Source organism: Microbacterium radiodurans, from assembly GCF_008710705.1.
Lineage (GTDB): Bacteria > Actinomycetota > Actinomycetes > Actinomycetales > Microbacteriaceae > Microbacterium > Microbacterium radiodurans.
On sequence record NZ_VYRZ01000001.1, the window covers coordinates 866,216 to 889,141 of the forward strand.

Annotated in this window: 19 protein-coding genes and 1 pseudogene; 13 read left to right on the forward strand and 7 right to left on the reverse strand. The window is 72.6% G+C overall.

Annotated elements, in window-relative coordinates; genetic code table 11:
* Nucleotides 1–305: 305 nt before the first annotated feature.
* The 3 genes and pseudogenes from F6B42_RS15140 to F6B42_RS04030 form a co-directional block, all read right to left on the reverse strand.
* Nucleotides 306–461, reverse strand: a pseudogene (locus tag F6B42_RS15140) (DapH/DapD/GlmU-related protein); the annotation flags it as partial.
* A gap of 389 nt (nucleotides 462–850) precedes the next feature.
* Entirely contained in the window at nucleotides 851–1,966 is a 1,116-nt protein-coding gene (locus F6B42_RS04025) for a substrate-binding domain-containing protein (RefSeq protein ID WP_150418277.1), read from the reverse strand.
* A complete protein-coding gene (locus tag F6B42_RS04030) occupies nucleotides 1,963–3,882 on the reverse strand; it encodes a heparinase II/III family protein (protein ID WP_223878322.1) in 1,920 nt (639 codons plus the stop codon). The genes F6B42_RS04025 and F6B42_RS04030 overlap by 4 nt, the downstream gene beginning before the upstream one ends.
* Nucleotides 3,883–4,024: 142 nt before the next feature.
* Here F6B42_RS04030 and F6B42_RS04035 point away from each other — a divergent pair, with 142 nt between their 5' ends.
* From F6B42_RS04035 to F6B42_RS04085, 11 genes are all read left to right on the forward strand, one after another.
* Entirely contained in the window at nucleotides 4,025–6,061 is a 2,037-nt protein-coding gene (locus F6B42_RS04035) for a DUF2264 domain-containing protein (RefSeq protein ID WP_223878323.1), read from the forward strand.
* Nucleotides 6,058–7,341: an ABC transporter substrate-binding protein gene (locus F6B42_RS04040; RefSeq protein ID WP_150418280.1), complete on the forward strand. Its 1,284-nt coding sequence runs from the start codon at nucleotides 6,058–6,060 to the stop codon at nucleotides 7,339–7,341. Before F6B42_RS04035 ends, F6B42_RS04040 begins: the two co-directional genes overlap by 4 nt.
* A gap of 91 nt (nucleotides 7,342–7,432) precedes the next feature.
* Nucleotides 7,433–8,368, forward strand: a complete 936-nt coding sequence (locus F6B42_RS04045) for a carbohydrate ABC transporter permease (protein ID WP_150418281.1) — start codon at nucleotides 7,433–7,435, stop codon at nucleotides 8,366–8,368.
* The gene (locus F6B42_RS04050; protein ID WP_150418282.1) at nucleotides 8,368–9,288 is read left to right on the forward strand and encodes a carbohydrate ABC transporter permease; all 921 of its coding nucleotides are present in this window, start codon (nucleotides 8,368–8,370) and stop codon (nucleotides 9,286–9,288) included. Before F6B42_RS04045 ends, F6B42_RS04050 begins: the two co-directional genes overlap by 1 nt.
* A gap of 4 nt (nucleotides 9,289–9,292) precedes the next feature.
* A complete protein-coding gene (locus F6B42_RS04055) occupies nucleotides 9,293–9,985 on the forward strand; it encodes a YesL family protein (RefSeq protein ID WP_150418283.1) in 693 nt (230 codons plus the stop codon).
* A 58-nt stretch (nucleotides 9,986–10,043) separates the two neighbouring features.
* A complete protein-coding gene (locus F6B42_RS04060; protein ID WP_150418284.1) occupies nucleotides 10,044–11,276 on the forward strand; it encodes a glycoside hydrolase family 88 protein in 1,233 nt (410 codons plus the stop codon).
* Nucleotides 11,273–12,127 (forward strand): fumarylacetoacetate hydrolase family protein, encoded by an 855-nt coding sequence (locus F6B42_RS04065; RefSeq protein WP_150418285.1) that lies wholly within the window; start codon nucleotides 11,273–11,275, stop codon nucleotides 12,125–12,127. Before F6B42_RS04060 ends, F6B42_RS04065 begins: the two co-directional genes overlap by 4 nt.
* Nucleotides 12,124–12,888: a 2-dehydro-3-deoxy-D-gluconate 5-dehydrogenase KduD gene (gene kduD / locus F6B42_RS04070; protein WP_150418286.1), complete on the forward strand. Its 765-nt coding sequence runs from the start codon at nucleotides 12,124–12,126 to the stop codon at nucleotides 12,886–12,888. The genes F6B42_RS04065 and kduD overlap by 4 nt, the downstream gene beginning before the upstream one ends.
* Before the next feature lie 43 nt (nucleotides 12,889–12,931).
* On the forward strand, nucleotides 12,932–13,768 hold the full coding sequence (kduI, locus tag F6B42_RS04075) for a 5-dehydro-4-deoxy-D-glucuronate isomerase (protein WP_150418287.1): 837 nt from the start codon (nucleotides 12,932–12,934) through the stop codon (nucleotides 13,766–13,768).
* Entirely contained in the window at nucleotides 13,765–14,709 is a 945-nt protein-coding gene (locus F6B42_RS04080; protein WP_223878324.1) for a sugar kinase, read from the forward strand. The genes kduI and F6B42_RS04080 overlap by 4 nt, the downstream gene beginning before the upstream one ends.
* A complete protein-coding gene (locus tag F6B42_RS04085) occupies nucleotides 14,706–15,326 on the forward strand; it encodes a bifunctional 4-hydroxy-2-oxoglutarate aldolase/2-dehydro-3-deoxy-phosphogluconate aldolase (protein ID WP_150418288.1) in 621 nt (206 codons plus the stop codon). Before F6B42_RS04080 ends, F6B42_RS04085 begins: the two co-directional genes overlap by 4 nt.
* 372 nt (nucleotides 15,327–15,698) lie before the next feature.
* Here F6B42_RS04085 and pgm read toward each other — a convergent pair whose 3' ends face one another.
* Nucleotides 15,699–17,339, reverse strand: a complete 1,641-nt coding sequence (gene pgm / locus F6B42_RS04090) for a phosphoglucomutase (alpha-D-glucose-1,6-bisphosphate-dependent) (protein ID WP_150418289.1) — start codon at nucleotides 17,337–17,339, stop codon at nucleotides 15,699–15,701.
* Nucleotides 17,340–17,390: 51 nt separating this feature from the next.
* Nucleotides 17,391–18,332: a LysR family transcriptional regulator gene (locus F6B42_RS04095; RefSeq protein ID WP_150418290.1), complete on the reverse strand. Its 942-nt coding sequence runs from the start codon at nucleotides 18,330–18,332 to the stop codon at nucleotides 17,391–17,393.
* A 72-nt stretch (nucleotides 18,333–18,404) separates the two neighbouring features.
* Between F6B42_RS04095 and F6B42_RS04100 the strand changes: the two genes are divergently transcribed.
* Both F6B42_RS04100 and pheA read left to right on the forward strand, forming a co-directional pair.
* Nucleotides 18,405–19,307 carry an EamA family transporter gene (locus F6B42_RS04100; protein ID WP_150418291.1) on the forward strand — a complete coding sequence of 301 codons (903 nt, stop codon included), beginning with the start codon at nucleotides 18,405–18,407 and terminating at the stop codon, nucleotides 19,305–19,307.
* A complete protein-coding gene (pheA, locus tag F6B42_RS04105) occupies nucleotides 19,304–20,266 on the forward strand; it encodes a prephenate dehydratase (RefSeq protein ID WP_150418292.1) in 963 nt (320 codons plus the stop codon). Before F6B42_RS04100 ends, pheA begins: the two co-directional genes overlap by 4 nt.
* 89 nt (nucleotides 20,267–20,355) lie before the next feature.
* On the opposite strand, the gene F6B42_RS04110 is transcribed toward pheA, so the two are convergent.
* A complete protein-coding gene (locus tag F6B42_RS04110) occupies nucleotides 20,356–21,402 on the reverse strand; it encodes an LLM class flavin-dependent oxidoreductase (protein ID WP_150418293.1) in 1,047 nt (348 codons plus the stop codon).
* Nucleotides 21,403–21,471: 69 nt separating this feature from the next.
* Nucleotides 21,472–22,836 (reverse strand): cryptochrome/photolyase family protein, encoded by a 1,365-nt coding sequence (locus F6B42_RS04115; RefSeq protein ID WP_150418294.1) that lies wholly within the window; start codon nucleotides 22,834–22,836, stop codon nucleotides 21,472–21,474.
* Between the last annotated feature and the right edge of the window lie 90 nt (nucleotides 22,837–22,926).

Sequence of the window (22,926 nt, forward strand, 5' to 3'; positions counted from 1 at the left end):
CGCACGACGCCGGTCGCGGCATCCTGCCACCCCTGCATCGTGACGATGAGCTCGGCGCGGTCGCCTCCGGGCGGCACCGATGCGAGCAGCAGGTCGGCGATCTCGACCGCGTCGCCCAGCGCGCGCACGGTCGGCGCGGCGCCGGGCCGGTCGGCGAAGAGCCCGCTGCCGGCGTCGACGGTGCGTCCGAGGAGGGCCGGCGCATCGGCGCGCGCCGACGCCGCGAATGCCGCGACCCGTGCCGCGAGGTCCCGCGACGGCGCGCCCCCGCCCGCACCGGCCGCGCCGTCGCCGGTAGGGGGAGTGCGCCAGCGGAGGACCCGGGCCGGGTTCCCGCCGACGACGGCGCCCGCGGCCACGTCCTTGGTCACGACCGCGCCGGCGGCCAGCACCGCGCCGTCGCCGACGGTGACGCCGTCGAGGACGACGACGTGCGAACCGATCCAGACGTCGTCGCCGATGCGGATGCCGCGACTCGACAGCGGCTGACGGAACACCGGCGTCCCCGGCTCCATCGAGTGGTTGAAGCCGAGCACCGAGCTGAGGGCGCCCATCCGCACGCCGTCGCCGAAGACGACGTCGCCGCGCACGACGGCGTTCGGGTTGATCGTGCAGTCGGCCCCGATGCGGAGCGTTCCGGTCAGGTAGGCGCCGGCGGCGACGTACGACCGGTCGCCGAGGGTCAGCTCGTCCGCGTCGAGCGCGGCGAGCTCGGCGACGAAGCAGTCGCGACCGAAGCTCCAGCCCGGGTGCTGGGCCGTCAGGGTCCGCTGTCTCGCGAGCTGCGCGTCGCGCTGCTCGGCCGAGGCCGCCGTCCAGAAGTCCCAGGGCGAGTGCTCGAAGCGGTCGATCATGCGATCGGCCCGCCTCCGGGCGCCGCGGTCGATCCGCGGACGACGAGGCGCGGATTGAGGGTCACGCGACGCGTCGGCCGCTCGGGGTCGGCCAGGCGCGAGACGAGGAGGTCGACCGCGGTCTCGCCGACGCTCACGCGCGGCGGCGCGATCGCGGTCAGGGCCGGGGTGAACAGCTCGGCGACCTCGTCGTCGTACGCGACGATCGACAGGTCGCCGGGCACCGAGATCCCGCGGTTGAGGGCGAGGTCGACGAAGGCCATCGCCTCGGGGTCGGAGTGCACGAGGAGGGCCGTGACACCGGTTCCGAGCGCTCGGTCGAGCGTCGCGTCGACGGCCGCCGAGAACTCCGGGCTGCCCCGGTCGGGGAGGGTCGTCTCGATGTGCTCGGCGGGCGTGAGGCCGAGCTCGTCGCACGCCGCGAGCCATCCCGCGGCGATCTTGCGCGAGGTGGGGGAGTTGCGCGAGAGCACGAGCCCGACCTTGCGGTGTCCGAGCGATGCGAGGTGTCGTGCGGCGAGCACGGCGCCCAGGGCGTGATCGGTCGTCACCGCCTCGGCGGGAACCCCCTCGGGCTGCACGATCGCGTCGCGTTCGACGAGGACGCTCGGCGTCCCGCAGTCCGCGAGCCACTGCACGACGTCCTGCGCGTGGGGCGTCTCGGTGTTGGGTGCGACGATGAGTCCGCGCACGTTGCCGGCGCTCACCAGGCGCTCGAGCACGGGGCGCTCGTCCTGCAGCTCGTACGAGGCGCCGCGCAGCTGAACGGTCAGCCCGTGACGACGCGCGGCGGTCTCCATGCCCCGGACGACGCCCGGCCAGTAGTAGTTCAGCGACGGGACGAGCACGGCGATCGCACCGGCATCCGTCTCGGGGGTCGCGGGCGCCGCGGCGGCGCGGCGGTTCTGCCCGCCGGGCGGGATCGCGCCGCCGTGCACGCGCTGGAGCAGCCCCTCCTGCTCCATGAGGGCGAGATCGCGCCGCAGGGTCACCGTCGCCGCGCCGAGCTCGTCGGTCAGCTGCGAGATGCGGACGGCGCCCTCGCGCTCCATCGCCGCCAGGATGTGGGCGCGGCGTTCGGCGGCCAGGGGAGCCGCTGCGGGTTCGGTCATGATGGCACGTCCTCGTTCGGTTCCTGTTCTATCGTGACCCGCAGCTCGTCGCGGTCATCGACGTGGATATCCAGTCGCATCAGGCGCTCGCCCCAGACGCCCGAGAGCATCGGGTCGTCGAGCTCCCGCACCGCGAGGGTGTGGCGCGCCGACTCCGGCCAGCGGATGACCACGGGGGCCGCCGCCGCGACGGGCACGATCCGCGCGCGGCCGGGCTCGGTCGCGACGTCCCCCGCCAGCAGCAGTCGCACCGTGGTGCCGGGTGCGGCATCCCGCCATCGGTCGTCGATCGTCACGGATGCGCCCGTCTCGCCGTCCGGCCGGTCGAGACGCACCGATCGGTGCCACGAGGCGGCCGCGCCCGCGGGATACGCGCGGGCGAGCTCGAGCCCGAACGACGCCGCACGTCCGTCGGCCGCGGTCTCGACGTCGGCGGCGGCGAACGTGCGCCCCACCCCCTGCGGCACGCCGCCGATCTCGGGCACGCTGTGCCACGAGCTCTGCATCGTCCAGATGTCGTAGCGGCGCGGCCCGAAGGTCTGCTTCGTGTAGGTGGGACGCCCGGCGTCCACGACGACCGGCACGCCGTCGGAGGCGACGATGACCGAGCCGACGTCGTTGTGGTTGTGGTTCTCGTCGTTGTGGCCGCCCTTGACGACGACCGTGAGCCCCGAGGCGCTGCCCGCCGCGGGTCGCGCGACGAGCACCTGCGTCGACGGGAGCCAGACGTCCCGCGGCATCCAGGAATCCGGCGGCGACGTCTCGGCATCGGACGCCAGCCACGCGGGATCGGCGAGGGCGCGCAGCAGGCGCCCCAGCCCGGCGTCCTCGGTGGCCGCGGGTGCGCCGGGAACGCGATGGGATGCCGCGTGCCGCCGCGCGTCGTCATCCCCGACGGCCCGGGCGGCACGGTGCAGCGCATGCCACGGCTGGTCGGCCGGGGGTCGCGCGGGTCCGTCGGCCAGGTTGACGTACCACGGGCCGCCGAGGTGCGAGCGGTGGGGGAAGGCGACGGTCTCGCGGAGCGCCGGGACGGCGGCGACGGCATCCCAGGCGCCGCCGGTGGCGAAGGCGAGGACATCGAGCGCCTCGAGCGCGCGGCAGGCGCCGTTCCACCAGTAGGCATAGCCCTCGTCGATCGCGCCGTCCGCGGGGAGGGCGGCGATGTAGCGGTCGATGCCGGCGGCGGCCAGCGCGACGATCCGCTCCCGCCGCGCCGGGTCGTCCTGCAGCGCGAGGGCGGCCACGAGGACGTTGCCGTGGATCCACGGGTTCCAGTTGTGCACGTGGCCGTCGAGACCGATCCAGTGCCAGTCGCGGCGATCGAGGAACGGCGAGAACACCCGCACCTCGGCCTCGTGGCGGACGCGGGCGCGCAGGCCCGGGTACCGCTCGTCCAGACGGTCGCCGAGGACGTGGTCGATCCAGGCGAGCTGCCCGACGACCTCGCCCGCGCCGAGATCCAGGTAGGGCGCGGCGACGTCGGCGAGGACGGCGCCCGACCGCTCGCGCACGTCGTCGTGGGCGGGCCAGCTCCAGGTCGACTGCTCGGCGAGCATCCAGACGCCGTCGGCGACCTCGTCGAGCAGGTCGTCGTCACACGTCGCTGCGGCGGCGACGACCGCGCGGCTCAGGCGCCGCTGCCGCGCGAAGACCTGCTGCTCGTACCCGTCGCGGTCGCCGTCGCCGTGCACACGCGCCGCGGCGCTCGCGAGAGTCTGCGGCCAGGGCGTCCGAGCGTCGGCCCGCGCGGCCGCGACGATCGGAGCGAGGGTCGCCGCATCGAGGCCCGCCCAGAAGTCCCGATCGGATGCCGGCGGCACCGGCAGCGCCGAGCCGGCGGCTCGCAGCTCGGCCGGCGCATCGGCGCAGGCCTCGGCGAGCGGCCCGGCGAACTCGCGGGCGTTCCACTTCACGGCATCTCCTCTTCGAGCGGCGAATCGATCAGAAACGATCATAAAGAATCCAACTGGATCTTGCAATGATCGAAATGCGTTGCTAATCTCCGAAAGCGGTCAGGCGTTGATGCCCGACCGAAGCATTCGAAGGAGAAGCCCGGTGGCACTGGAGCACCCGATCCCGACGCGAGCCGATCTCAGCCGCGACGAGTGGCTGGCCCGTGCCGACGCGCTCCTCGAGGTCGCTCGGGCGCACGCGACGCCGGGCGCGGGACGCATCCTCTTCCCGGGCGACGAGGGCGGCTACGGCGCCGCCGTGGACGGTCTCGAGGGGTTCGCCCGCACCTTCCTCCTCGCCGGCTTCCGCATCGCCGGAGCGCGCGGCGAGGGTGTCGACGAGCTCATCGACTTCTCGGCCCGAGGTGTGGCCACCGGCGTCGACCCCGACGCCGCCGATCGCTGGGTGCGCATGGACGAGCACGCGCAGGCGAAGGTCGAAGCCGCCTCGATCGCCCTGGTGCTCGATCTCACGCGTCCCTGGATCTGGGACCGGCTGAGCGAGCTCACCCAGCACCGCGTCATCGCGTGGCTCGCCCCCGCCGTCGGCGACGACACCTACCCGCAGACGAACTGGGTGTGGTTCCGCCTCGTGGTGCAGACGTTCCTGCGCTCCGTGGGCGGTCCGTGGTCGGCGGGCGACGTCGCCGCCGACCTCGCCCGTCACGACTCGTTCGTGCGCAGCGGCGGCTGGCTGGCCGACGGACCCGAGCGCGCCTTCGACCACTACGTCGGCTGGGCGCTGCACGTCTACCCGATCCTCTGGTCGCGGATGTCGGGCGCCGCCGAGCTGGCGGGGGGCCGCACCCCGGCCGACATCGCGCGTCTCGACGACTTCCTGGGCGACGCCCTCGATCTCGTCGGCGGCGACGGCTCGCCGCTCCTGCAGGGCCGGAGCCTCATCTACCGCTTCGCGGCGGCGGCCCCCTTCTGGGCGGGCGTCATCGCCGGCGTCCCCTCGCACACGCTCGGCCGCCTCCGCCACGCCGCCGACCGCATCGTCACGCACTTCGCCGATCACGGCGCGCCGGATGCCGCCGGCATCCTCACGATGGGATGGCACCACGAGTGGCGTCCGCTGGCGCAGTCCTACTCGGGCCCGGGCTCGCCCTATTGGGCCGTCAAGGGCTTCCTCGGCATCCTGCTGCCTGCCGACCACCCCGTGTGGACGGCACCCGCCGAGGCGCTGCCGGTCGAATCGGGCGACGTCCTCGCCGCCATCGAGACGCCGGGATGGATCGTCTCGGGCACGCGCGCCGACGGGATCGTCCGCGTCGTGAACCACGGCACCGACAAGGCGCTGGCCGGCGCCCGCACCGCCGACTCGCCGCTCTACGCCCGCATCGGCTACTCCACGGCGACGGCTCCGCTCGTCGACGAGCGGGGCTGGCTCGAGCCGCTCGAACAGTCGGCCGCGCTCGTCGACCACGCCGGTCGTGCGACCTCGCGCACCGCGATGACCCTCGTCTCCGCCCGCGTGCAGGACGACGCGGACGGCCGCGTCGGCATCGGCGCCTCCGTCTCCGACGCCCACTGGGTCGACCCCGATCCCACCGCGCACCGGCACGGCGCCGGCCTCGCGGGGACGGTCTCGAGCGCCGGCACCATGCGCGTCGTCTCGATCGTCCGCGGCTCGAGCGAGGTCCGCCTCGTCACCGTCGAGGAGCTCGCCGCCGGGGTGTCGGCCGACGACCTGCGGCTGCGCATCGGCGGCTGGCCGGTCGCGTCGGACGCCGTGCGCGCCGGCACCGACGGGAGCGGGGCCTGGGCCGCCGCGAACGGGCGGGTGAGCGGCATCCGCGCCCTGGCGCTCGACGGCCGGGCAGCCGACGGCGTCGCCGATGTCGTCGCGCGGCCGGACGCGAGCCCGCTCGGTGCCGACGTGCGCATCCCCGTCACCGAGCACCCGGTGCGCGTCGGCGAGACCGTCGCCGTGGTCCTCGACCTCGCCGGGGGCGCCCCCCAGGCCGCGCCCACCGCGACGCTCGACCGCGACGGTCGCACCCTCGCCATCACCTGGGCCGACGGCATCCGCACCGTCTCGACCCTCACAGACTCCGAGTCGCCCGTCCCGGCAGCTCGGCATCACGAGGTCCGAAGTGGGACCTCGCACGCAATCGCAAAGGAGCAGCACGCATGAAGCGAAAGTTCGCAGCCGCGGCGGGGATGGCGGTCGTCGCCACCCTGTCGCTCGCCGCCTGCAGCGGGGGATCCGAGCCGGCCGAGACCGCCGACGGTCCCGTCACCCTCACCCTCTCGGGCTGGAGCCTCGACACGACGCCCGAGTTCCAGGTCCTCGCCGACGCCTTCCACGAGAAGAACCCCGACGTCACCGTCGAGCTCAAGCAGTACGACGCCGCCGAGTACAACACGCTGGTCACCGCCGACCTCGCGGCCGGTGTCGGGCCCGACATCATCACCCAGAAGGAAGTGAAGTTCGTCACGACCTTCCAGGAGGGCGGCCAGCTCATGGACGTCTCCGACATCGAGCTGCCCGACGGCGTCGGCGGAGCCTCGTCGTACGAGGTCGACGGCACCGCCTACGGCGTGCCCTACCGCCAGGACCGCTGGGTGCTCTTCTACAACAAGGCGCTCTTCGACGCCGCCGGCCAGGAGTACCCCGACGGCACGTGGACCTGGGAGGACTACGACGCCGCCGCCGAGGCCATCAACACCTCGGGCGCCGCCAAGGGCGCTTACCAGCACCGCTGGCAGTCGACCGTCCAGGGCTTCGCGAGCGCCCAGGAGGACACCGACGTGCTGTCGGGCGACTACGGCTACTTCGCCGACTACTACAACCGCGTCCTCGACCTGCAGAGCTCGGGCGCCCAGGTCGACTTCAACACCTCGACCGCGAACCAGCTCACCTACCAGGGCGAGTTCGGCACCCAGAAGGCGGCCATGCTGCCGATGGGCACCTGGTACGTCGCGACCCTCATCTCCCAGCAGGCGTCGGGCGAGGCGAACGACTTCGAGTGGGGCATCGCGCCCATCCCGCAGCTCGACGACTCGACCACCGGCACCGACAACACCCCGGTGACCTTCGGCGACCCGACCGGCTTCTCGATCAACGCGAACATCGACGGCGCGAAGACGCAGGCGGCGAAGGACTTCCTCGCCTACGCCGCGAGCCTCGAGGCCGCCGAGGAGCTCGCGAAGATCGGCATCACCCCCGCCGCATCGAACGACGCCGTCACCGAGGCCTACTTCGCCGTCGAGGGCGCGCCCACCGACGACCTGTCGAAGTTCGCCTGGTCGACGGGCGACGTGCACCCCGAGAACCCGACGTCGAACAAGACGGCGGCGATCCAGAACATCCTCAACGACATGCACAGCGCGATCCTCTCCGGCTCGACCCCGGTCGAGCAGGCCATCACCGAGGCCGAGGACCGCGTCGCGAACGAGGTCGGTCTCGACTGATCCTGCCGCCGACCCCGGTCGGCGACACCGTGCGGCCGGCGCGACGCGCCCGCGCCGGCCGCATCCCCCGACGTCCTCCCCAGGAGACACCATGACCACCACCGCCGCCGCCCCGAAGGCCGGCCGCACCGAACCGACGCAGCGTCGTCGCCGTTCGAAGCTGACGCTGCGCAACACGCTGCTGGGCTGGAGCTTCATCCTGCCCAACTTCGTCGGGTTCGCCCTGCTCACCCTCGTGCCCGTCATCACGCTGTTCTACATGTCGCTGACGAACTGGAACATCTTCGGCACGGCGAACTGGGTGGGGCTGGCGAACTTCGAGCGCCTGCTCGGCGACGGCAGCTTCCGCACGTCGTTCGTCAACACCCTCTACTACGCAGCGCTGCACATCCCGCTGACGATCATCGCGTCGCTCGGACTCGCCCTGCTGCTGAACAACAAGCTGCGCGGCGTCGCGTTCTTCCGGACGGCCGCGTTCTTCCCCTACATCACCTCGATCGTCGCGATCGCCGTGGTGTGGAACCTGCTCTTCAGCCCCGAGTACGGCCCCATCAACGAGATCCTGCGGGCGGTCGGCATCGCCAACCCGCCCGGCTGGCTCACCTCGTCGGAATGGGCCATGCCCGCCGTCGTCATCGTCAGCACCTGGCGCGACATGGGCTACTACATGATCCTGTTCCTCGCGGGCCTGCAGACCGTGCCCCGCGAGCTCTACGAGGCCGCCCGCATGGACGGCGCGAACGCGTGGGAGCGCTTCGTCAACGTCACGCTCCCGTGCCTGCGGCCGACGATGTTCTTCGTCACCGTCATGCTCACGATCAACTCGTTCAAGATCTTCGACCTCATCCTCGTCATGACCGAGGGCGGGCCGGGGCAGTCGACGCTCGTGATCTCGCAGTTCATCTACCGCAAGGGCTTCGAGGAGAACCAGTTCGGCTACGCGTCCGCCGCCGCCGTGGCCCTCTTCTTCCTCTGCATCTTCGTGACCATCATCCAGTTCATCTGGAACAAGCGGAGGAACGTCTGATGACGAATCTTCTCGTGCCGCAGGACGATCGCCGGGCGCTGCGCAAGCTCGCCGCCGACGCGACTCCCGAGGGCCACCGCCCCGACACCGTCACGCCGCTTCGCCGTGTCGGCCGCATCGCCGGATACATCGCGCTGATCATCGCCGCCGCGGCGCTGCTCCTGCCGTTCTTCTGGATGATCATGAGCTCGCTGAAGTCGGCCAACGAGGTCTTCTCGGTGCCGATCCAGTGGATCCCCGAGGTCTTCGTCTGGCAGAACTACGTCGACATCTGGTCGCAGTCCGGGATGCTGACCTGGATCCGGAACACCCTCGTGCTGGCCGTCGTCGTCACCTTCCTCCAGGTGCTCACCGGTTCGTTCGCGGCGTACGGGTTCGCCCGCATCCGCTTCCCCGGCCGCGACGTGCTGTTCCTGCTCTACATCGGCACCATCGCGGTGCCGTGGCAGTCGTACATGATCCCGCAGTTCATCCTGCTTTCGAACGCGAAGGTCTCGAACACCCTCTGGGCCATCATCCTGATCCAGGCGTTCGGCGCGTTCGGGGTGTTCCTCATGAAGCAGTTCTACGAGACCATCCCCGAGGAGCTCTCCGAGGCCGCGCGCCTGGACGGTCTCAGCGAGTACGGCATCTGGCGCCGCATCATGCTGCCCCTGTCGGTGCCGGCGCTCGCGAGCCTCACGCTCCTGACCTTCGTCAACACCTGGAACGACTACCTCGGGCCGCTCATCTACCTGCGCAACCCCGACCTGTGGACGATCCAGCTGGGTCTGAAGAGCTTCGTCAGCAACCTCTACGACACGAACTACGCGCTGCTGTTCGCGGGACTCGTGCTCTCGGTCGTGCCGATCGCGCTCATCTTCCTGCTCGGACAGAAGTACTTCGTCGAGGGCATCGCGACGAGCGGGATGAAGGGCTGAGGCCGTGAAGCGCATCTCGCACAACACCTACGCGACGGTGTTCGGGGTCGCCTACCTCGGCCTCATGACGAACCTGCTGCTGCTGGCGTCCTGCCTGCCGTTCGTGGTGCTGCTCGTCATCACCGACCCGGCGCTGTCGTGGCCGATGCTCGCCGTCGTCGCGCCGCTGTGCGCGCCCGGCATCACCGCGGCGTTCGCGACCTTCCGCGCGCACGGCGAGGGCGAGAACCGGGTGGTGCGCACCTTCCTCCGCAGCTGGAAGCGGTCGTGGCGGAAGGCGATGCTGCTCGGCGTCGTCGTCACCGCGGGGCTCGTCGTCGTGCTCGTCGACGTCCGCTTCTTCGCCCCGCTCCAGGCGGGCGTCGCGGTCGTGCCCGTGCTCGCGGTGCTGACCGTGGTGCTCCTCGCCGGCGCGCTCGTGGCCTTCGCCGCGCTCGCGGAGGAGCCGGATGCCGGGCTCCGCCGCATCGCTCGGGCGTCGCTCTACCTGAGCGTCCGGCGCTGGTGGCTCAGCCTCGTCTCGCTCGCGGTCATCGCGCTGCAGGCGGGCCTGTTCGTCACGATGCCGGCCATCGCGCTCGGCCTCACCGCCGCGCCCGCGCTCTACCTGGCCTGGGCGAACGCCCGCTACATCCTCCGCCCGGTGCTCGGCGACCCCGAGCCCGCGCGCGCCCGACCCGCCCACCACAGCGTCTGAATCGCCGACACGGCGTCTGAATCGCCGACACGGCGTCTGAATCGAAGGACACCCCCGAATGACATCCCTCCCCGACACCGAGACGTCCCTCGTCGCCGATCCCGAGATCGACGCGCCGGTGGGCGCCGCGATGGATGCGGCACTCAGCATCCTGCGTCGCAACATCGAGACGTTCGGCTCGCGCTATCCCGACGACACGACCGACGGCGACCGGTACCCGCTGCGACCCGCCAGCGGACGGTTCCCCGAGGGCGCCAACCGCGGCTGGACCACCAGCTTCTGGCCCGGCATGATGTGGATCGCCTTCGAGCACACCGGGGATGCGTTCTTCCGCGACGCCGGACTCGCGCACGCCGCGGACTTCGCCCGGCGCGTGCGCGACGAGGACGACCTCGACACCCACGACCTCGGCTTCCTCTACACGCTCGCCTCCGTCGCGCCGCACCGCCTCCTCGGCGACGAGGACGCTCGTGCGGCGGCCCTCGACGCCGCCGACCACCTCATGCGCCGGTTCCTCGAGCCGGCCGGGATCATCCAGGCGTGGGGCGATCTGTCCGATCCCGCACAGCGCGGACGCACCATCGTCGACAGCCTCATGAACATGCCGCTGCTCACGTGGGCGGGGGAGCAGACCGGCGAGCCGCGCTTCGCCGACGCCGTCCGCCGGCACACGACGCAGGTCCGCACGCACATCCTGCGCGCCGACGACACGACCTTCCACACCTTCTACTGGGACGCCGAGACGGGCGCGCCGCTGCGCGGGGCGACCGAGCAGGGCGCGTTCGACGACTCGTGCTGGGCACGCGGCCAGGCCTGGGGCATCTACGGCTTCGCGCTGAACCACCGGGCCACCGGCGATGCGGAGCTCCTCGCCGCCTCGCGCCGGTGCGCCGAGCGCTTCCTCGCGCATCTGCCCACCGACAAGGTGCCGTACTGGGACATGGTCTACACCGACGGGGCCGACATCCCGCGCGACAGCTCGTCGGCGGCGATCGCCGTCTGCGGACTGTTCGAACTCGCCCTCGCCCTCGAGGAGGCGCGTGCCGACGAGACGGATGCCGAGGACCACGGGGCCGCCGAGCGCTACCGCGCCGCGGCGCACGAGATCCTCGCCTCGCTCATCGCGAACTACACGCCCGAGACGCCCGAGGCCGCCGACGCCGTCATCCTCCACAGCGTCTACGACCTCCCGAAGTCGGTCGGCGTCGACGAGGGCACCCTCTGGGGCGACTACTTCTACCTCGAGGCGCTCATGAGGGCCGCCCGTCCCGGCTGGAAGCCGTACTGGTGAGGCTCGTCCGCTACCGCTCCGACGCCGGCGTGCGTTCGGGAGTCGTCGTCGCGGTCGACGGATCCGACCGGGTGGTCGACCTCGGGCCGGCGCCGCTGACCCAACTTCTGGCGGAGGGCGCGGATGCCGTGCACGACGCCGCGCGGCGCGCCCCGGCATCCGCGCCCCGCCTCGCGGGCCTCGCGCTCGCGCCGCCCGTGCGGCCCGGCAAGATCCTGTGCCTGGGCTACAACTACCGGGGGCACGTGCCGGACGGCGTCGACCCCACCGCCGACGATCCGGCCTTCCCCGACGTCTTCGTCAAGACGCCGAACACCCTCGGCGGGCCGGCCGACCCCGTCGTGGTGCCGGCCGTCGCCGACGACGTGGACTACGAGGGCGAGATCGCCGTCGTGATCGGCCGCCGCGCGAAGGACGTCTCGGAGGCCGACGCGCCGGCGCACGTCGCCGGGTACACGATCCTCAACGACGTCTCGGACCGCTCGTGGCAGCGCCGGCAGAGCCAGTGGGCGATGGGCAAATGCTTCGACGGCTTCGCGCCGCTCGGCCCCTGGCTCGTCACACCCGACGAGGCCGGCGATCCGCAGGACATGCTCGTCGAGGTCGTCCGCGACGGCGTCGTCACCGTGTCGCAGTCCACCGCCACGACGATCTTCCCGGTCGCGTCCGTGGTGTCGTACCTCAGCTCGGTCATGACCCTCGAACCCGGCGACGTCATCTCGACGGGCACCCCGCAGAAGCTGCCCGAGGCGCAGGAGGCGCACCGTCCGCTCCGGCCGGGCGACGCCGTCACGGTGCGCATCGAACGGCTCGGCGAACTGACCACGACCTTCATCGGAGGCCCCGCATGATCCTCGACTCCTTCCGCCTCGACGGCCGCGTCGCCCTCGTCACCGGCTCGACCCGCGGCCTCGGCCAGGCGATCGCGCTCGGCCTCGCCGAGGCGGGCGCCGACGTCGCCCTGCTCGACCGCGGCGACGCGACCGAGACGGCGGAGCGGATCACCGCGCTCGGCCGGCGGGCGCACCGCATCCGTCTGGATCTCGGCACCGCGACGCCCGAGCAGCTCGCCGCCGCGGTCGCCGAGACGGTGGCCGAGCTCGGGCGCATCGACGTCCTCGTCAACAACGCCGGCACGATCCGCCGCGCCCCCGCCGCCGAGCACCCGGTCGCCGACTGGGACGAGGTGCTCGCCGTCAACCTCGACGCCGTCTTCCACCTCTCGCAGGCGGCCGGGCGCCGGATGATCGAGCAGGGCTCGGGGCGCATCATCAACGTCGCCTCGATGCTGTCGTTCCAGGGCGGCATCCTCGTTCCCGGGTATGCGGCGTCGAAGCACGCCGTCGCCGGTCTCACCAAGGCGCTCGCCAACGAGTGGGCCGCCTCGGGCGTGACGGTCAATGCGATCGCGCCCGGGTACATGGCCACCGACAACACCGCACCGATCCGCGCCGACGCGGCGCGCGAGGCCTCGATCCTCGCCCGCATCCCCGCCGGCCGCTGGGGCGAGGCGACCGATGTACAGGGCGCCTTCGTCTTCCTGGCCTCGGACGCCGCTGCCTACGTCACCGGGGCGATCGTCCCCGTCGACGGCGGCTGGCTCGTCCGTTGACCCCGTCCTCCTCCGCCCGAACCACCCCCAGAAGGGACCTCCCATGCAGCAGCGTTACGCGACGAACCCCGCGCAGATCCCCGGCATGACCACCGCCGACCTCCGCGCGCAGTACCTCGTCCCCGAGATCTTCGTCCCCGGCGAGATCACCGTCGTCTACACCCACCACGACCGCATCGTGCTGGGCGGCGCGGTCCCCGCCGGTCGCGACCTCGTGCTCCCGGGCTACCCCGAGATCCGCAGCGACTACTTCCTCGAGCACCGCGAGGTCGGGATCATCAACGTCGGCGGCGCCGGCACGGTCACCGCCGACGGTGAGACGTGCACCCTCGTGACGGGTGCCTGCCTGTACCTCGGCCGCGGCGTCCGCGACGTCGTGTTCGCCGACGCGGGCGAGGGCGACGAGTCCGGTGCCCAGTTCTACCTCTTCTCGGCCCCGGCGCACACCGCCTACCCGGCGGCGCTCGTGTCGCCCGGCGAGGGCACGGTGCGCGAGCTCGGCGACCAGGCCACGAGCAACCGTCGCACGCTCAACCAGTACATCCACGAGAACGGCGTGAAGAGCTGCCAGATCGTCATGGGTGTCACGAGCCTCCACGAGGGCTCGATGTGGAACACGATGCCGGCGCACACGCACGACCGCCGGACCGAGTGCTACCTGTACTTCGATCTGCCCGAGGACGCCCGGGTCATCCACCTGCTCGGCGAGCGCGAAGAGACCCGCCACCTCGTCGTCGCCGACCGTCAGGCGATCATCTCGCCGAGCTGGTCGCTGCACTCGGGCGTCGGCACCGCGGCCTACTCGTTCATCTGGGCGATGGCGGGCGAGAACCAGACGTTCGACGACATGGATGCCGCACCCGTCACCTCGCTGAAGTGACCGGCCCAGCCCTCCGGCCGGGCGGTCTGCTCGCGGTCGGCGAGACCATGGCGATGGTGGCGCCGGTCGCGGCCGAGCCGGTCGAGCACGCCGAGGTCTTCCGGATGGACGCGGGCGGCGCCGAGTCGAACGTCGCGGCGCACGTCGCCGCCCTCGGCGTCCGTGCCGCGTGGTTCTCGCGCGTCGGCGACGACGCCCTCGGGCGCCGCGTCGCCCGGCGGGTCGCGGCGCGCGGCGTCGACGTCTCGCGCGTCGCGGTGGATGCGCGGCATCCGACCGGTCTCTACGTGAAGGATCCGGGCGCCGGGGTCGCCTACTACCGCGCCGGCTCGGCGGCCGCGCACCTCGCGCCCGGCGATGCCGATGCGGTGTCGTGGGACGGCGTGGCCGTGCTGCACGTGTCGGGCATCACCGCGGCGCTCGGCGACACGGCGCCGGCGTTCCTCGACCGCCTGATCGAGCGGGCCCGCGCGGCCGGCGTCGCCGTGGGCTTCGATGTGAACCACCGGGCGCCGCTGTGGTCCGTCGCCGCGGCGGCGGCACCGCTGCTCGACCTCGCGCGCCGGGCCGACATCGTGTTCGTCGGGCGCGACGAGGCCGAGGTGCTGTGGGGCGCGGCGACCGCCGAGGCGGTGCGCGAGCTGCTCCCGGCCGCAGCGCAGCTCGTCGTGAAGGACGGCGCGGTCGGCGCGACCCTCTTCGACGGCGACGAGACGGTGTTCGAACCGGCGCTGGTGGTCGAGGTCGTAGAGCCGGTCGGCGCGGGCGACGCCTTCGCCGGGGGATACCTCGCGGCGCTTCTGGCGGGGGCGGATGGAGCCGAGCGGCTGCGGTGCGGCCACGCGCGGGCTGCGCTCACGATGGCCACGACCGGCGACTTCCCCGACCCGATCGCCTCCGCGGCGATCCACCCCGCATCCTCCGAGAGGACTCCCGCATGACCACGGCCCGACCCGACACGACCGCCGCGCTCGACGAGATCTTCGCGGGTGCGCCGCTCATGGCGATCCTCCGAGGCATGGGCGTCGAGCGATCGGTGCGGCTGGCCGCCACCGCGTGGGATCTCGGCATCGACTCGGTCGAGGTGCCGCTGCAGACCGACGAGGACGAGCGCGCGCTCCGCGAGGTCGTGCGGCTCGGCGCCGAGCGGGGCAAGGCCGTCGGCGCCGGCACCATCCTGACCGCCCGGCAGGTGGCGCTCGCCGCCGAGGCGGGGGCCGCCTACGTCGTCTCGCCGGGCCTGGACGCCGAGGTCGTCCGCGCGGCGGAGGAGCGCGGCATCCCGATCCTGCCCGGTGTCGCGACGCCGAGCGAGGTTCAGCGTGCCGTCGGCCTGGGGCTCACGTGGGTGAAGGCCTTCCCGGCCCAGTGGCTCGGCGCCGACTGGTTCCGGCACATCCGCGGTCCGTTCCCGGGCGTGCGCTTCGTCGCGACGGGCGGGATGGATGCCGCGAACGCGGGCGCCTTCCTCGATGCCGGCGTGCGCGTGGTCGCCGTCGGCTCGGCGCTCGAGAACGAAACCCAGCTGCCGAGGCTCGCCGCCCTGCTCGAGCGCTGACCCCGCTCTCGCGCCCGCCCGAGCCCCTACCCCCCTCGGCCCCGAGCCCACCCCTTGCGCCCGAGCCCACCCCTCGCGTACCGCGGATAACAGGTGAGCTGGGGGCCAAGGGGTGGGTTCGGCGCCGCGCGCCGTGTTGCGGGTTGGGTGACCGGTGCGAGGCCCGGCTCGGGCGCGGAGTGCAGGTCCAGGTGCAGGTCCAGGCCAGGTGCAGGTGCAGGTGAGGTCCGGCCGGCGCCGGGTCTCACTCGTGTGCGGTGGCGGCTGAGCCAACCCGAAAGCGCCGAGCCCACCCCTTGCACACCGCGCATGCCGGGTGGGCTGGGGGAGGAGAGGTGGGTTCGGCGCGAAGCGCCGAGCGGATGCTGCGACTCAGCCGCCGAGCGCGGCGGAGACCACGGCGCGCGCCTCGGCCTGCACCTCGGCGAGGTGCTCGGGGCCGCGCAGGCTCTCGGCGTAGAGCTTGTACACGTCCTCGGTGCCCGAGGGGCGCGCGGCGAACCAGGCGTGCTCGGTCTGCACCTTGAGCCCGCCGATCGCGGCGCCGTTGCCGGGCGCGTGCGACAGCTTCGCCGTGATCGGCTCGCCGGCGAGCTCGGTGGCCGAGACGGCATCGCCCGACAGCTTGCCGAGGGCGGCCTTCTGCTCGGGGGTGGCCGCGGCATCCACCCGCTGATAGGCCGACGACCCGAACTCCGCCTCGAGCTCGGCGTAGCGCTGCGAGGGGGTCTTGCCGGTGACGGCGAGGATCTCCGCGGCGAGCAGGCAGAGCAGGATGCCGTCCTTGTCGGTCGTCCAGACGGATCCGTCCGTGCGGAGGAAGGATGCCCCCGCCGACTCCTCGCCGCCGAAGGCGACCGAGCCGTCGAGGAGCCCCGGGACGAACCACTTGAAGCCGACCGGCACCTCGAGCAGGTCGCGCCCGAGCGAGGCCGCGACGCGGTCGATGATCATCGACGACACGAGCGTCTTGCCGACGGCGGCGTGCGCCGGCCAGCCCGGACGGTTCGCGAAGAGGTAGTCGATCGCGACGGCGAGGTAGTGGTTCGGGTTCATCAGTCCCGCGTCGGGCGTCACGATGCCGTGGCGGTCGGCGTCGGCGTCGTTGCCGGTGAGGATGTCGTACTCCGCGCGGCGGGCGACGAGCGCGGCCATGGCCGACGGCGACGACGGATCCATGCGGATCTTCTCGTCCCAGTCGAGCGTCATGAACTTCCAGGTGGGATCGACCTCGGGGTTCACGACGGTGAGGTCGAGACCGTACACCTCGGCGATGAGGGCCCAGTACTCCACCGAGGCGCCGCCCAGCGGGTCGGCGCCGATGCGGATGCCGGACTCCTTGATCGCCGCGACGTCGATGATCGAGCCGAGGTCGCGGACGTACGCGTCGCGGAAGTCGTACTGGCCGAGCGCGTCGAGGTCGATATCGGCGTGGCGGGTGCGGTGCACGCCCGCGAGGCCCGCGGCGATGAGCTCGTTCGCGCGGTCGGCGATCCACGAGGTGGCGTCGGTGTCGGCCGGTCCGCCGTGCGGCGGGTTGTACTTGAAGCCGCCGTCGCGCGGCGGGTTGTGCGACGGGGTGACGACGACGCCGTCGGCGCGGCCCGCGTCGCCCTGCGAACGGCCGCGGTTGTAGGTCAGGATCGCGTGGCTGAGGGCGGGCGTCGGCACCCACGCGTCGCGGGAGTCCACGCGGACGTCGACGCCGTTCGCGACCAGCACCTCGATCGCGCTGCGCTCGGCCGGGAGGGAGAGACCGTGGGTGTCGCGCCCCAGGAAGAGCGGTCCCTCGATGCCCTGGCCGCGCCGGTAGTCGACGATCGCCTGCGTGGTGGCGAGGATGTGGTCCTCGTTGAAGCTCGTCGACAACGACGATCCGCGGTGGCCGCTCGTGCCGAAGGCGACGCGCTGCGCGGGGACCGCGGCATCCGGCTTCCGGTCGTAGTACGCGGCGATCAGCTCATCGATGTCGATGAGATCGGATGCTTCGGCGGGCTGTCCTGCGCGGCTCATGGGAACAGTCTGCCCGCTCCGGGGCCGGCCCGCGGCGGATTGACACGGCACTCACGGCGCGCTCCGCCGATCGTGGCCGTCCCGGCGCGGCTCGCTGTGCGAGACGAGGGCGGCGAGGGCCGCCCGGAGCGCGGGCGCGTCGGCCTGCGAGCGCCGGTGCACCGCGGAGATGTCGCGGGTCGAGGCGGGGTCGATCGTGGGAACGGCGACGAGATCCGGTCCGAGGTCGCCGCGGCCGAGACGCGGCACGAGCGCGACGACGGCGCCGGTCCGGGCCAGCTCGAGGTGGTTCTCGAACTCCATCGACTCGTACCGGATGAGCGGCGCACCGCCGATCCCGTCGAAGAATCGTCGCAGCCACTGCCGGCAGATCGTCGTCTCGAACGTCGCGACCCACTGCTCCGCGGCCAGGTCGCCGGGGCGGAGGGCCGCGCGGTCGGCCAGCGGGTGGTCGCGGTGCAGGATCACGTCGGCGACGTCGGTGAACAGCGGCGTCACGACCAGGTGGTCGGGGATCGACAGGGCGACCCCGCCCCATTGATGCACGATGCCGAGGTCGCGCTGTCCCGATGCGACGAGCGCGACGGTCTCCCAGGGCTCGCTCTCGCGCACCAGCAGGCGGAGGGCCGGATGCTGCTCGGCGAGCTCGACGAGCAGCGGTGCCAGCAGGCCGCGGACGACCGTCGAGAAGGCGGCGACGCGCACCTCGCCCGACACCGTTCCGTCGTCCGGAGTCGCGGCGTGCAGATCCGCGCGCAGGCGCTCGAGCTCGGCGAGGATCGGACTCGAGCCGACGACGAGGTGGGTGCCGGCGGCGGTCAGCGCCACGCCGCGTCCGACGCGTTCGAGCAGGCTGACGCCGGTCTCGCGCTCGAGGCGCTTGATCTGCTGCGACACCGCGGACGGCGTGAAGCCGAGGGCGGATGCCGCGGCCGCCACACTGCCCTCGCGTGCGACGGTGCGGAGCGACTGCACGGCATCGAGATCGATCATGAAGCGATGCTACCGATTCGCGAGCAGAAAGCGTCGCTTGTCGTTCACGGTCGTTGCGGCTGGACTGAACGGGTGAACCGTCGCGACATGCTCCTCGCCGCCGTCGTGGCGGCGCTGTGGGGCTTCAACTTCCTCGTCATCGACTGGGGGATGACCGGCATCCCGCCCCTGCTGTTCGTCGCGATCCGCTTCGCCGTCGTCGCGGCGTTCGTCGTCGTCGTGCCGCGGCCGATGGCATCGTGGCGCGCGGTGGCGGGAGTCGGGGTCTTCATGAGTCTCGGGCAGTTCGCGCTGCTCTACCTCGCGCTCGCCCTCGGGCTGCAGCCGGGTCTCGCGGCGCTGCTGATGCAGGCGCAGGCGGTCTTCACCGTCGTCATCGCCGCCGGCGTGCTGCGGGAGCGTCCGACGACCGGGCAGCTGCTCGGAGTCGGGCTCGGCGTCGTCGGGCTGGCGACGGTCGCGGCCGGCCGCGGGGGAGACGCACCGGCGCTCGCCGTCGTCCTCGCGCTCGGCGCCGCCCTGTCGTGGGCCGTCGGAAACGTCATCTCGCGCCGCGCGGGGGTGGTGGCGGGGCCGGGGCCGCTCGGGGCGCTCTCGCTCACCGTGTGGTCGGCGCTCGTCGTACCGGTGCCCGCCCTGCTGCTGTCGTTCGTCGTCGACGGCGGCCCCGCGATCGCGGCCGGACTCGCCGCGTTCGGTGGGCGCGCCCTGCTGTCGACGATCTACACCGCGGGGCTGTGCACCCTGGTCGGGTACGCGATCTTCAACGCCCTGCTCGCGCGGAACCCCTCGGCGGCCGTCGTGCCGTGGGTGCTCCTCGCCCCCGTCGTGGCCATGAGCGCGGCCGCCGTGCTCCTCGGCCAGGTGCCGGCGCTCGCCGAGGTGGTCGGGGGCGTGCTGCTCGTGACCGGCGTGCTCGTCACGACAGTCATGCGCGGTGCACGGCGCGCGACGCGGTCTAGGCTTTCTGCGTGACGCCCGAGCACGAGAATCCGCCCGCCCGCCGTACCTACAGCTATCTCGGCCCGTCGGGGACGTTCACCGAGGCGGCCCTCGCCCAGGTGCCCGAGGCCCGCGATCAGATCTGGCGACCGGTCCGCAACGTCGGCGAGGCGCTGACCGATGTCGTCGAGGGCCGCTCGGACGCGGCGATGATCGCGATCGAGAACTCCGTCGACGGCGGTGTCTCGACGGCCCAGGACGCGCTCGCCACGATGCCGGGCCTGCGCATCGTGGGCGAGTACCTCGTGCCGGTGAACTTCGTGCTCGTCGGACGCCCGGGAGCGACGCTCGCCGACGTCTCGCTCGTGGCGGCGCACCCCGTCGCCTACGCGCAGTGTCTGCAGTGGCTGCTGCGGGAACTGCCCGAGCACGCACACCTGCCCGCGGCGAGCAACGTGGCCGCGGCGGTGGGGCTGGTGGACGGCGAGAGCGACGCCGACGCGGCGATCGCGCCTCCCGGCATCCTGGAGCACCATGACCTCGAACTGCTCGCGTCCGACATCGGCGACAACAAGAACGCCGTGACGCGGTTCGTGCTCGTGAGCCGGACCGTCGCCCCGGTGCCGCCGACGGGAGCCGACAAGACCTCCCTCATCGCGGAGCTGCCCGACGATCACCCCGGAGCGCTGCTGGAGCTGCTCGAGCAGTTCTCGACCCGCGGCATCAACCTCTCGCTCATCGAGTCGCGGCCGATCGGCGACGCGCTCGGTCGGTACCGATTCGTCATCGACGCCGACGGCCACGTCGCCGACGAGCGGATGGCGGACGCGCTCATGGGGCTGCGTCGCTTCAGCCCGCGCGTGACCTTCCTCGGCTCGTATCCGCGCGCCGATCGGGCGATCAACCGCTATCCGCAGCGCTACTCCGACGACGTCTTCGTCGAGGCGCGCGACTGGCTCCGCGGCCTCATCTCCGGCGAGCCGGGCGCGTAACCTCCTCACCCCGGTCGACTCGCCACGAATCGCGGGTGTCGGGGCGCCCGGACCCGCGTTTGATGGCGAGTCGACTCGCGGACGCAGGGCTAGGCGGCGAGAAGCTCGAGCGTGCGGATGCGGGAGGGCGCGGCATCCGGCTGCTCGCCGTCGTAGGCGGCCGCCACCGGCGAGATCATGACCTCGTCGACGCCGTGCGCCGCGGCGAACGCGGTGAGCGCCGCCTGCGCGGCGGGACCGGTGCCGACGAACCACCGTGAACGGAGCGCATCGAGCACGGGTGCGGCGAGCTTGTCGTCGGCTTCGGCGGCCGCCGCCTCCTCGACCGTCTCGAGGGCGACGAGCGGGCGACCGCCGCGCAGGCGCGCCATCATCCGGGCCTGCGGCAGCATGAGCGCCTCCGCCTCGGCGTCGCTGTCGGCGACCACGGCGTTCGCGGTGAGGAAGGTGCGCGGCGCGTCGAGCGTCTCGGACGGCCGGAACTGGTCGCGGTAGAGCCCCACCGCACGGTCGAGGCCGTCACCCGAGAAGTGGTTCGCGAAGACGTAGGGGAGGCCGAGAGCGGCGGCGAGCTGCGCCGAGTAGTCGCTCGATCCGAGCAGCCAGACGTCCGGGATCGAGGTGGCGGCCGGGGTCGCGTGCACGTCGTACGTGCCGCCCGAGGTGAAGCGGACGGTCGCGCCGTCACCCGAGACGAGGGCCAGGATGTCGCGGATGTTGTCGGGGAAGCGGTCGACATCGCTCGTCGTGCCCGACTGGCGCAGCAGCTGCGTGATGACCGGATCGCTCCCCGGCGCGCGCCCGATGCCGAGGTCGACGCGGCCCGGGGCGATGGCCTCGAGGGCCGCGAACTGCTCGGCCACGACGAGGGGCGAGTGGTTCGGCAGCATGACCCCGCCCGATCCGACGCGGATGCGGGAGGTGCGCGACGCCGCGGCGGCGATGAGCACCGGCGGGGTCGTCGAGGCGACGGCCGGCATGTTGTGGTGCTCGGCGAACCAGTACCGGCGGTAGCCGAGCTCGTCGGCGCGCTGGGCGACCGTCAGCGAGGCCGCGATCGCCTGCGCGCTGGTCTGCCCGGTGCGCACCGGGACGAGATCGAGCACGGACAGGGCGGGGCGGGCTGCATCAGTCATAGCCCTTCCCGAAACCCCGCGGCATCCGTCGGCATTCCCGACGCGCCGGGCGATGCCCGCCCTCGCCGGTCAGCGCGCCCGCTTGACCGCCTCGTAGGCCTCGAGCGCGGCGGCGCGGGTCGCGCGCAGGTCGACGATGGGTTCGCGTTCGGCGCTGTCGGGCGCCCACTGGCCGATGTACAGCCCCTTCGGGTCGAACCTCTCGGCCTGACGCTCGGGGTTGAAGATGCGGAAGTAGGGGGCAGCATCGGCGCCCGACCCGGCGACCCACTGCCAGTTGAAGGCGTTGCTGGCACCGTCGGCGTCGACGAGGGTGTCCCAGAACCACTGCTCGCCCAGGCGCCAGTCGATCAGCAGGTTCTTCGTCAGGAAGGATGCCGTCACCATCCGCACCCGGTTGTGCATGTAGCCGGTGTGCCAGAGCTCGCGCATCCCGGCGTCGACGAGGGGGATGCCGGTCTCGCCCTTCTCCCACGCGACCAGATGGTCCGGGTCGAGCTGCGGCCACGGAAAGGCGTCGAACCCCTTCCGCCAGTTCTTCGTCGCGAGGTCGGGGAAGTGGTAGAGCGTGTGCCAGGCGAACTCCCGCCAGCCGAGCTCCGAGAGGAAACGCGAGGCCGAGGTCGCGCCCGCCCCGGTGCCGCCGCCGGTCTCGACCCCGGCGTGCCAGACCGTGTGCGGGCTCAGTTCGCCCCAGCGCAGTCGCGGCGAGAGCAGCGAGGTCGCTCCGGCGCTCGGCTCGTCGCGTGCGGCGTCGTAGGTGCCGAGGTCGTCGTCGAGGAACGTGCGCAGGCGCGCCCGCGCGGCGTGCTCGCCCGGCACCCAGCGCTCGCGCAGTCCGCCGGCCCAGTCGGGTGCCGTCGGCAGCAGCTCCCAATCCTCGAGCGCGTCACCGGCGGGGGCGGAGCGGACGCCGGGGATCTCGCGGGGCTTCGGCAGCGGTTCGCGCGGCGCGGGCAGGTGGCGGGCGGCGTTCCAGAAGGGGGTGAAGACCGAGAAGGGGGTGCCGCTGCCGGTGGTCACCGTCCACGGCTCGAACAGGACGTTCGCGGCGAACGAGCGCACCTCGACGCCGCCTTCGCGGAGCCCGTCCTTGAGGTCGGCGTCGATCGTCCGCTCGGCACCGCCGTACCGGCGGTTCCAGAAGATGGCTCCCGCCCCGGCATCCTCGATCACCGACCGCACGACATCGCCCGCCCGTCCGCGCCGCAGGACGAGTGTCGAGCCGTGCTCGCGCAGGTCGTCGGCGAGCGCGGCGAGCGAGTGATGGATCCACCATCGCGCGGCGCCGCCCAGGGGTCGGATGCCGTCGGACTCCTCGTCGAGCACGTACAGCCCGATCACGGGCTCGCCGCGGTCGAGGGCGGCCCGGAGCGCCGGGTGGTCGGCGAGTCGCAGGTCGTCGCGGAACCAGACGATCGAGGGCGAGGTCATCCCGTCATCCTGCCCGTGCCCGTGGCTCTGCTACGAGCAGTTGACAGGGGCGAGCTCCTGAGCCGTGCAGAACCCAGTCACAACATCCAC